At 64.9% G+C, this 9,984-nt stretch carries 9 protein-coding genes and 1 pseudogene; 6 read left to right on the forward strand and 4 right to left on the reverse strand.

The window, feature by feature from the left end; translation table 11 throughout:
• A partial coding sequence (locus G3N99_RS27530) for a DUF3619 family protein (protein WP_206123976.1) occupies positions 1 to 144 on the reverse strand: 144 nt, incomplete at its 3' end.
• Positions 141 to 704 (reverse strand): RNA polymerase sigma factor, encoded by a 564-nt coding sequence (locus tag G3N99_RS27535; protein ID WP_011352714.1) that lies wholly within the window; start codon positions 702 to 704, stop codon positions 141 to 143. The genes G3N99_RS27535 and G3N99_RS27530, both read right to left, overlap by 4 nt.
• Before the next feature lie 355 nt (positions 705 to 1,059).
• Between G3N99_RS27535 and G3N99_RS27540 the strand changes: the two genes are divergently transcribed.
• The 6 genes from G3N99_RS27540 to G3N99_RS27565 all read left to right on the forward strand — a co-directional run bounded on the left by G3N99_RS27540 (position 1,060) and on the right by G3N99_RS27565 (position 8,062).
• Positions 1,060 to 2,823 (forward strand): acetolactate synthase 3 catalytic subunit, encoded by a 1,764-nt coding sequence (locus tag G3N99_RS27540; protein ID WP_174942628.1) that lies wholly within the window; start codon positions 1,060 to 1,062, stop codon positions 2,821 to 2,823.
• 112 nt (positions 2,824 to 2,935) lie between these two features.
• A complete protein-coding gene (gene ilvN / locus G3N99_RS27545; protein ID WP_011352712.1) occupies positions 2,936 to 3,427 on the forward strand; it encodes an acetolactate synthase small subunit in 492 nt (163 codons plus the stop codon).
• Between the two features lie 95 nt (positions 3,428 to 3,522).
• Positions 3,523 to 4,539, forward strand: a complete 1,017-nt coding sequence (ilvC, locus tag G3N99_RS27550; RefSeq protein ID WP_174942625.1) for a ketol-acid reductoisomerase — start codon at positions 3,523 to 3,525, stop codon at positions 4,537 to 4,539.
• Between the two features lie 127 nt (positions 4,540 to 4,666).
• The gene (locus G3N99_RS27555) at positions 4,667 to 5,311 is read left to right on the forward strand and encodes a phosphatidylserine decarboxylase (protein WP_011352710.1); all 645 of its coding nucleotides are present in this window, start codon (positions 4,667 to 4,669) and stop codon (positions 5,309 to 5,311) included.
• A gap of 15 nt (positions 5,312 to 5,326) precedes the next feature.
• On the forward strand, positions 5,327 to 6,199 hold the full coding sequence (pssA, locus tag G3N99_RS27560) for a CDP-diacylglycerol--serine O-phosphatidyltransferase (protein WP_174942623.1): 873 nt from the start codon (positions 5,327 to 5,329) through the stop codon (positions 6,197 to 6,199).
• Between the two features lie 318 nt (positions 6,200 to 6,517).
• Complete coding sequence (locus G3N99_RS27565) at positions 6,518 to 8,062, forward strand: 2-isopropylmalate synthase (RefSeq protein WP_174942620.1); 1,545 nt, start codon at positions 6,518 to 6,520, stop codon at positions 8,060 to 8,062.
• A 71-nt stretch (positions 8,063 to 8,133) separates the two neighbouring features.
• Here G3N99_RS27565 and G3N99_RS27570 read toward each other — a convergent pair whose 3' ends face one another.
• Complete coding sequence (locus G3N99_RS27570) at positions 8,134 to 9,684, reverse strand: SulP family inorganic anion transporter (protein WP_174942617.1); 1,551 nt, start codon at positions 9,682 to 9,684, stop codon at positions 8,134 to 8,136.
• Between the two features lie 37 nt (positions 9,685 to 9,721).
• Positions 9,722 to 9,984 (reverse strand): annotated as a pseudogene (locus G3N99_RS27575) (carbonic anhydrase); the annotation flags it as partial.

The raw sequence follows: 9,984 nt of genomic DNA on the forward strand, positions 1-9,984 counted from the left end.
GGGCTTCTTGCGTGCGAGCGCAGCCCGACGGGCGACGGCCAGACGGTCGGTGGTCGCGGCAGGCAGGTCGGCCGCGCGCTCGTCCAGCGCGCGACGTACCTTCAACGCGAATTCGTGTTCTCGATTTGCGGGAGCGGAGCTCATAGCGTGATTCCTTTGGCCTTGAGCGCGTGCGCCAGCGTGTGGGTGGCCCGTGAGCAGTGCGTCTTCACGCTGCCCTCGGAGCACCCCATAGCGGCGGCAGTCTCGGCGACATCCATATCTTCCCAATAACGCATCAGGAACGCTTCCCGTTGACGCGCCGGAAGTTTCTGGATTTCTTCGTCGATCAGGGCCAGAACCTGCTCTCGTTCGAGGCGGTGCTCGCTGCTCTCGACGCCCGCGTTGTCGTCCGCGGATTCGAGTGTTTCGAGCGGGTCGAAGTCGTCGTCGTCGCTGTTGTTCAGCGACGAGAAGAGCGTGACCCACGTGTTGCGGACTTTCTGCCGGCGGAACCAGTCGTGGATCGCGTTCTGCAGGATCCGCTGAAAAAGCAGCGGCAGTTCTGCCGCCGGCCGGTCGCCGTACTTCTCCGCAAGCTTGATCATCGCGTCCTGCACGATGTCGAGCGACGCATCGTCGTCACGCACGGCGTACGCAGCCTGCTTGAACGCGCGCCTTTCGACGCCCGCCAGAAAGTCGGCGAGTTCCTTGTCTGATGCCATTCCGTGAAGGTATGCGCTGCGGGCCGCTGCGTGGTGTAAAAGGTCGAAAAATTTCGTAAAACCCGCGGATGCTATCAAATTTTCGCGCCGCTTGGCACCGGGTTGGGCGCCGTACGTTGCGCGCGAGCCGCGGCGGCGGGGTGCCGGGCGCTGCCCATGATGCGCTGCGGGATATTTTGCTTGACGGCCCATTCACGACCCGCTATCGTCAATGATTCGCAACATGAAGTGATGGTCTCATTTGAGGCTGGCCCAAGAAGCCTGCCCTTCAAACTGGACGCGCCGCTTGAACCCGAGCCACAAGCCCGGCAGAGAGCACCCGATCAATTTTTTGCCGAAAATTCGAAAGGTCAAAATGAACATGCCCAGCGCGGAATTCTCCACGTCGGAACCCCTTTCCCCTCCCGATAGCGACTCCATCGGCGGTACCGTGCTCATGAAGGCACTGGCCGATGAAAACGTCGAATTCATCTGGGGCTACCCCGGCGGCTCGGTACTCTACATCTACGACGAGCTTTACAAGCAGGACAAGATTCAGCACGTGCTGGTGCGCCACGAACAGGCGGCCGTGCACGCAGCCGATGCGTATGCGCGTTCCACCGGCAATGTCGGCGTCTGTCTCGTGACGTCGGGCCCCGGTGTCACCAATGCGGTGACCGGCATCGCCACGGCGTACATGGATTCGATCCCGATGGTCGTGATCAGCGGCCAGGTGCCCACGGCCGCGATCGGCCAGGATGCATTCCAGGAATGCGACACCGTCGGCATCACGCGTCCGTGCGTGAAGCACAACTTCCTCGTGAAGGACGTGCGCGACCTCGCGGAAACCGTCAAGAAGGCGTTCTATATCGCCCGTACCGGCCGTCCAGGCCCGGTGCTGATCGACATCCCGAAAGACATCTCGAAGACGCCGTGCGAGTACGAACCCGTCAAGAACGTGTCGCTGCGTTCGTACAACCCGGTCACGAAAGGCCATTCGGGTCAGATCCGCAAGGCCGTGTCGCTGCTGTTGACGGCGAAGCGTCCGTACATCTACACGGGTGGCGGCATCATCCTCGCCGACGCGTCGCGCGAACTGAACCAGTTCGCGGACCTGCTCGGCTACCCGGTCACGAACACGCTGATGGGCCTTGGCGGCTATCGCGCGTCGGACAAGAAATTCCTCGGCATGCTCGGCATGCACGGCACCTACGAAGCGAACATGGCGATGCAGCACTGCGACGTGCTGATCGCGATCGGTGCCCGCTTCGACGACCGCGTGATCGGCGACCCGGCGCACTTCGCGTCGCGTCCGCGCAAGATCATCCACATCGACATCGACCCGTCGTCGATCTCGAAGCGTGTGAAGGTCGACATCCCGATCGTCGGCGACGTGAAGGAAGTGCTGAAGGAGCTGATCGAGCAGCTGCAGACGGCCGAGCATGGCCCTGACACCGAGGCGCTCGCGCAATGGTGGAAGGACATCGAGGGCTGGCGCTCGAAGGACTGCCTGAAATACGACCGCGAAAGCGAGATCATCAAGCCGCAATACGTGGTGGAGAAGGCGTGGGAGCTGACGGACGGCAATGCGTTCGTGTGCTCGGACGTCGGCCAGCACCAGATGTGGGCGGCGCAGTTCTACCGTTTCAACAAGCCGCGTCGCTGGATCAACTCCGGCGGTCTCGGCACGATGGGCTTCGGCCTGCCGGCAGCGATGGGCGTCAAGATGGCGCACCCGGACGACGACGTGCTGTGCATCACGGGCGAAGGCTCGATCCAGATGTGCATCCAGGAACTGTCGACGTGCCTGCAGTACGACACGCCCGTGAAGATCATTTCGCTGAACAACCGCTATCTCGGCATGGTTCGCCAGTGGCAGCAGATCGAATACAGCAAGCGCTATTCGCATTCGTACATGGATGCGCTGCCTGATTTCGTGAAGCTCGCCGAAGCGTATGGCCATGTCGGCTTGCGGATCGAAAAGACCTCGGATGTGGAGCCGGCGCTGAAGGAAGCGCTGCGCCTGAAGGACCGCACCGTGTTTCTCGACTTCCAGACCGATCCGACCGAAAACGTCTGGCCGATGGTACAGGCCGGCAAGGGCATCACCGAGATGCTGCTCGGATCGGAAGATCTGTAACGGCGCGACGCGCGCCTGAGCCCGATGCGGCCGCCTTCACGAAGGGCGGTGCGGCACGCGGCAGCGCGCGGCGCGAGTGAATCGACACGGACACATTCTGGAAGAAGCGAACATGAGACACATCATTTCCGTCCTGCTGGAGAACGAACCGGGCGCGCTGTCGCGCGTGGTCGGTCTGTTTTCCGCACGCGGCTACAACATCGAAACCTTGACGGTGGCGCCGACCGAAGACCAATCGCTGTCGCGGCTCACCATCGTTTCCATTGGCTCCGACGACGTGATCGAACAGATCACGAAGCATCTGAACCGCCTGATCGAGGTGGTGAAAGTGGTGGACCTGACCGACGGTGCACACATCGAACGCGAGCTGATGCTGATCAAGGTACGTGCAGTGGGCAAGGAGCGCGAAGAAATGAAGCGGATGGCGGACATTTTCCGCGGCCGCATCATCGACGTGACCGAAAAGACCTACACGATCGAATTGACGGGCGCGAGCGACAAGCTCGACGCATTCATCCAGGGGCTGGACGCGGGCGCGATCCTAGAGACCGTGCGCACCGGCAGCTCCGGCATCGGACGCGGCGAGCGCATCCTGAAGGTGTGATGCCAGACAGGCACGCCGGGTGCGCCGTCATGTCCCGGCCCGCAGTACTCCATCCGAACGAATTGTTGAATTTTTGAATTAGCGAAGGAACCATCATGAACGTTTTCTACGACAAAGACGCTGACCTCTCCCTCATCAAGGGCAAGCAAGTCACGATCATCGGCTACGGCTCGCAAGGCCATGCACACGCGCTGAACCTGAAGGACAGCGGCGTGAACGTGACGGTCGGCCTGCGCAAGGGCGGCGCGTCGTGGAGCAAGGCCGAGAACGCCGGCCTGTCGGTCAAGGAAGTCGCGGAAGCGGTGAAGGGCGCCGACGTCGTGATGATGCTGCTGCCGGACGAGCAGATCGCCGACGTGTACGCGAAGGAAGTCCACGCGAACATCAAGCAGGGCGCAGCGCTGGCATTCGCGCACGGCTTCAACGTCCACTACGGCGCGGTGATCCCGCGCGCCGACCTCGACGTGATCATGATCGCGCCGAAGGCACCGGGCCACACGGTTCGCGGTACGTACTCGCAAGGTGGCGGCGTGCCGCACCTGATCGCGGTTGCGCAGAACAAGTCGGGCGCGGCACGCGACATCGCGCTGTCGTACGCGGCAGCGAACGGCGGCGGCCGTGCAGGCATCATCGAAACCAACTTCCGTGAAGAAACCGAAACCGACCTGTTCGGCGAGCAGGCCGTGCTGTGCGGCGGTACCGTCGAGCTGATCAAGGCTGGCTTCGAGACGCTGGTCGAAGCAGGCTACGCGCCGGAAATGGCGTACTTCGAGTGCCTGCACGAACTGAAGCTGATCGTCGACCTGATCTACGAAGGCGGCATCGCGAACATGAACTACTCGATCTCGAACAACGCCGAGTACGGCGAGTACGTGACGGGCCCGCGCATCGTCACGGAAGAGACGAAGAAGGCGATGAAGCAGTGCCTGACCGACATCCAGACGGGCGAGTACGCGAAGAGCTTCATTCTCGAGAACAAGGCAGGCGCACCGACGCTGCAGTCGCGCCGCCGCCTGACGGCCGAGCACCAGATCGAGCAAGTCGGTGCGAAGCTGCGCGCGATGATGCCGTGGATCGCGAAGAACAAGCTCGTCGACCAGTCGAAGAACTAAGCGCCGCGTGCTGTTCCGGCCCCTCGAATAGAGGGCCGGTACCAAAAAGCCGCCCGAAGGCAGCAGTGCCCCGGGCGGCTTTTGCTATCCTACGGGCTTTGCAATTCACCGAACACAGAACGAATCCATGAACTATCCTCATCCGATCATCGCGCGCGAAGGCTGGCCGTTCATCGCGATTGCAGCCGTCATCGCGCTGTTGATCCACGCCGTCGGGGGCTTCGGCTTCGCGTGGCCGTTCTGGCTGCTGCTCGTCTTCGTCGTCCAGTTCTTCCGCGATCCGCAGCGCCCGATCCCGGCGCAGCCGAACGCGGTGCTGTGCCCGGCAGACGGCCGCATCGTCGCGGTCGAGACCGCGCAAGACCCGTACGCGAACCGCGAAGCGCTGAAGATCAGCGTGTTCATGAATGTCTTCAACGTCCATTCGCAGCGTTCGCCGGTCGATGGCGCGATCTCCAAGGTCGAGTACTTCCCGGGCGCGTTCCTGAACGCGGCGATCGACAAGGCGTCGACCGAGAACGAGCGTAATGCGGTCGTGATCCAGACGGCGAGCGGCAAGACCGTGACCGCCGTGCAGATCGCCGGCCTCGTCGCACGCCGGATCCTCTGCTACGTACGCGCCGGCGAACCGCTGTCGCGCGGCCAGCGCTACGGTTTCATCCGCTTCGGTTCGCGCGTCGACGTGTACCTGCCGCTCGGCAGCCGCGCGAAGGTGTCGATCGGCGAGAAGGTCTACGCGTCGTCGACGATCCTCGCCGAACTCGAACAGTAAGCGGCGGGGCGCACGATGGCCGCATTCAAACCGCGTCGGCCGCGCAACGGCGCCGGCCAGACGCCACGCCCGTTCCGCCGCAACAAGGTGATGGCACAGGATCCGGTGCCCATCGAGAGCCGCCGCGCCGCGCGCCAGCGGTTCCTGAAGACGCGCGGCATCTACCTGCTGCCGAACGCATTCACGACCGCCGCGCTGTTCTGCGGCTTCTTCGCGGTCGTGCAGGCGATGAACGTGCGCTTCGAGATCGCCGCGATCGCGATTTTCGTCGCGATGGTGCTCGACGGGATGGACGGGCGCGTTGCACGCATGACGCATACGCAGAGCGCGTTCGGCGAGCAGTTCGACAGCCTGTCGGACATGGTGTCGTTCGGCGTCGCGCCCGCGCTCGTGATGTACGAGTGGGTGCTGAAGGATCTCGGCCGCTGGGGCTGGCTCGCCGCGTTCGTGTACTGCTCGGGCGCCGCGCTGCGCCTCGCACGCTTCAATACGAACATCGGCGTCGTCGACAAGCGTTTCTTCCAGGGGCTGCCGAGCCCGGCCGCCGCCGCGCTGATCGCGGGCTTCGTGTGGCTCGCCACCGACAACCGCGTGCCGATGAAGCTCGGCTGGCTGCCGTGGGTCGCGTTCGTGCTGACGATCTACGCGGGTGTGACGATGGTGTCGAACGCACCGTTCTACAGCGGCAAGGCGCTCGACGTGCGGCACCGCGTGCCGTTCGCGGCGATCCTGCTGGTCGTCGTCGCGTTCGTGCTCGTGTCGTCCGATCCGCCACTGATGCTGTTCTGCCTGTTCGTGCTGTACGGGCTGTCCGGCTACGTGTTCTGGGCCTACATGGCCATCCGCGGGCGCGCGAATCCGGCGCGCTCGTCGCAGCGCGATCACTGACGCACGCGCGTTTTTTGCCCGGAAGCGGCGGCCTGGTGGCCGCCGTTTTCATTTGTCCCTTGTTCGATCCGGGCCGCCGGAAGCCCGGGTGCCGTCCGATTGCGCACCCAACGGAATGCCGCTATAGTCTTCGGCATGACTGCATTTTCCCGCCTCTCCCTCCTTCTAGCCGGTGCGCCGCTACGCGCGCTAGCTTTGGCGCGCCTGCCGCGCTGACCGTTCTCGCCCCCCGTCAAGCCTCGTCTGTTGTTGAGCGTCGCCAGCGGTGGCGCGATCTCGTTACGTTTGACTTCCGTATAAAGAGCCCTGGAGCCCCCCATGACAGACAAGCTGATCATTTTCGATACGACGTTGCGTGACGGCGAGCAATCGCCCGGTGCGTCGATGACGAAGGAAGAGAAAATCCGCATCGCGAAGCACCTCGAGCGGATGAAGGTCGACGTGATCGAGGCCGGCTTCGCGGCCAGCTCGAACGGCGATTTCGACGCGATCCACACGATCGCCGGTCTCATCAAGGACAGCACGATCTGCTCGTTGGCGCGCGCCAACGACAAGGACATCCAGCGCGCGGCCGACGCACTGAAGCCGGCCGAGAGCTTCCGGATCCACACGTTCATCGCGACGTCGCCGCTGCACATGGAGAAGAAGCTGCGGATGACGCCCGACCAGGTGTTCGAGCAGGCGCGCCTCGCGGTGCGCTTCGCGCGCAAGTTCACCGACAACGTCGAATTCTCGCCGGAAGACGGCAGCCGCTCCGACATGGATTTCCTGTGCCGCGTGCTTGAAGCCGTGATCGCCGAAGGTGCGACGACGATCAACATCGCCGACACGGTCGGCTACGGCGTGCCGGAGCTGTACGGCAACCTCGTGAAGACGCTGCGCGAACGCATTCCGAATTCGGACAAGGCGGTCTTCTCGGTGCACTGCCATAACGACCTCGGGATGGCGGTCGCGAACTCGCTCGCCGGCGTGAAGATCGGCGGCGCGCGTCAGATCGAGTGCACGATCAACGGTCTCGGCGAGCGCGCGGGCAACACGTCGCTCGAAGAGATCGTGATGGCCGTGAAGACGCGCAAGGACTACTTCGGTCTCGACGTCGGTATCGACACGTCGCAGATCGTGCCGACGTCGAAGCTCGTGTCGCAGATCACCGGTTTCGTCGTGCAGCCGAACAAGGCGGTGGTCGGCGCGAACGCGTTCGCGCATGCATCGGGCATCCACCAGGACGGCGTGCTGAAGGCGCGCGACACCTACGAGATCATGCGCGCGGAAGACGTGGGCTGGACCGCGAACAAGATCGTGCTCGGCAAGCTGTCGGGCCGCAACGCGTTCAAGCAGCGCCTGCAGGAGCTGGGCGTGTCGCTCGACAGCGAGAGCGAACTGAATGCCGCGTTCATGCGCTTCAAGGATCTGGCCGACCGCAAGGCCGAGATCTTCGACGAAGACATCATCGCGATCGTGTCCGAGGAATCGGCACTTGCGCACGAGCAGGAGCACTTCAAGTTCGTGTCGCTGTCGCAGCACTCGGAAACGGGCGAGCAGCCGCACGCGAAGGTCGTGTTCGGGGTCGAAGGCAAGGAAGTGACCGGCGAGGCACGCGGCAACGGTCCGGTCGACGCGACGTTCAATGCGATCGAGAGCGAAGTCGGCAGCGGTTCCGAGCTGCTGTTGTACTCGGTGAACGCGATCACGACCGGTACGCAGGCGCAGGGCGAAGTGACGGTCCGACTGTCGAAGAGCGGGCGGATCGTCAATGGTGTCGGCACCGATCCGGACATCGTCGCCGCATCCGCGAAGGCGTACATCTCCGCACTGAACAAGCTGCATTCGAAGGACGACAAGGTCAACCCGCAGCGCTCGTAAGCGCCGCGCGCGGCGCTCCGCCGAAACGCCCCGTGCGGCCCTGCGCCGCCGGGGCGTTTTTCATGCGTCGCTCATTCGGCGGCTGGCGCACGGAACAGCCAGCGGCGCGCGGCCGCGCGCGGTGCCGGGCTGCGCCGCCGGAACTCGACCGCGATGCCGCGTCGCGGCGCATCGGCAACGAACGCGTCGAGCAGTTCGAGCACGTCGTGATCGATGTAGTCGGCGCGCGTCGCGTCGATGATCACCGCGGCCCGGTCGGGAATGTGCCGCAGGTGATGCTTGACCTGCACCTTGCCGAGAAACGACACGTCCTTGCGGAACGACAGCAGGAAGTGATCGTCGTGCTGCGCGAGCGTGACGGGGCTCTTCAGGTTCGCGACGGCGACCGCCAGCACGCTGCAGGCAAGGCCGAGCGCGATGCCGAACAGCAGGTCGACCGCGAGCACGCCGGCAATCGTCGCGGCGAACGGCACGAACGCGGCCGGCCCCTGTTTCATCACCGAGCGGAACAGCGCCGGTTTCGCGAGCTTGAAGCCGGTATGGATCAGGATCGCGGCCAGGCTCGCGAGCGGGATCAGGTTGATCAGGCCGGTGAGCGCGAACACGCTCGCGAGCAGCAGCATCCCGTGCACGATCGCCGACATCCGGCTTTGCGCGCCCGCATTGACGTTCACCGAGCTGCGCACGATCACCGACGTGATCGGCAGCCCGCCGACTGCGCCCGCGACGAGATTGCCGACGCCCTGGGCCTTGAGCTCGCGGTCGGGCTGGGTCGGCCGGCGCTTCGGGTCGATCTGCTCGACAGCTTCGAGGCTCAGCAGCGTCTCGAGGCTTGCGACGACCGCAAGCGTGATCGCGACGCGCCACACGTCCGGATTCACGAGCTGCGCGAAGTTCGGCCCGAGCTCCGCATGCTTGAGCGACGCCGCGAACGCCGCGAACGATCCGAGTTCGGGCAGCGTCACGCGATGGGCGGCGCCCGGCGCAACCGACGGGGCGACGACACTCAGCACGAGCGTGGCGCCGATGCCCAGCACGACTACGGCGAGCGGGGCCGGCACCGAGCGCACCAGCGCGAAGCGGCGCAGCGCGGGCGTGTCCCACGCGACCAGCAGCGCGAGCGAGGCGAGCGCGATGGCCGTGGCCGCCCACGCGACCGGCAGGCCCGGCCAATTCGCAAACGATTGCGCGGCCGAGCCGCCGATACCGAAGGCGAACGGAATCTGCTTCACGATCAACAGGAGGCCGATCGCGGCGAGCATGCCCTTGATGACGGGCGACGGCACATAGGCGGCGAAGCGGCCGGCGCGTAGCATGCCGAACCCGAACTGCAGTACGCCGGACAGCAGCACCGCGAGCAGGAACGCGGAGAAGCTGCCGAGTTGGGCAATCCCTTCGACGACGATCACGACGAGGCCGGCGGCCGGCCCGCTGACGGACAGCGACGAGCCGCTCAGCAACGCGACGACGATGCCGCCGACGATGCCGGACACGAGCCCGGCGAACGGCTCGACGCCGGACGCATTGGCGATGCCGAGACACAGCGGCAGCGCGACGAGGAAAACGACGACGCCGGCGACGATGTCGCGCGGCAGGGTGGACAGGCGCTCGTTCAGTTTCATGGTTGGGGCGATTTCATTGGCTTGGGGGCGGGGTAGGTCAGCCGAGCGCGCCGGCCGTCGCGGCCTGCACGGGTTCGACGTCGACGGTCGGCGTGGTGTAGCCGGAATCGAGTTCCTGCAGGCGGCCGTCGGCGAGCGAAAAGATCCAGCCGTGCACGAGCGGCGGCCGTTCGCGGCCCTGCACGATCGGGGATGCGCGCAGCAGCCGCACCTGTTCGAGCACGTTGAGTTCGGCGAGGCGGTCGGCGGCGGCCGCGTCGTCGAGTCCGTCCAGCGCGTCGCGATGGCGCCGCGCGAGCG

Origin of the sequence: Burkholderia sp. Ac-20392 (assembly GCF_017104585.1) — a bacterium.
GTDB classification, from domain to species: Bacteria; Pseudomonadota; Gammaproteobacteria; order Burkholderiales; family Burkholderiaceae; genus Burkholderia; species Burkholderia lata.

Coding starts and splice junctions, on each gene's coding strand:
- ilvC (WP_174942625.1), top strand. CDS start 3,523: ATGAACGTTTTCTACGACAAAGACGCTGACCTCTCCCTCATCAAGGGC.
- pssA (WP_174942623.1), top strand. CDS start 5,327: ATGGCCGCATTCAAACCGCGTCGGCCGCGCAACGGCGCCGGCCAGACG.
- G3N99_RS27565 (WP_174942620.1), top strand. CDS start 6,518: ATGACAGACAAGCTGATCATTTTCGATACGACGTTGCGTGACGGCGAG.
- G3N99_RS27555 (WP_011352710.1), top strand. CDS start 4,667: ATGAACTATCCTCATCCGATCATCGCGCGCGAAGGCTGGCCGTTCATC.
- G3N99_RS27535 (WP_011352714.1), bottom strand. CDS start 704: ATGGCATCAGACAAGGAACTCGCCGACTTTCTGGCGGGCGTCGAAAGG.
- G3N99_RS27570 (WP_174942617.1), bottom strand. CDS start 9,684: ATGAAACTGAACGAGCGCCTGTCCACCCTGCCGCGCGACATCGTCGCC.
- G3N99_RS27540 (WP_174942628.1), top strand. CDS start 1,060: ATGAACATGCCCAGCGCGGAATTCTCCACGTCGGAACCCCTTTCCCCT.
- ilvN (WP_011352712.1), top strand. CDS start 2,936: ATGAGACACATCATTTCCGTCCTGCTGGAGAACGAACCGGGCGCGCTG.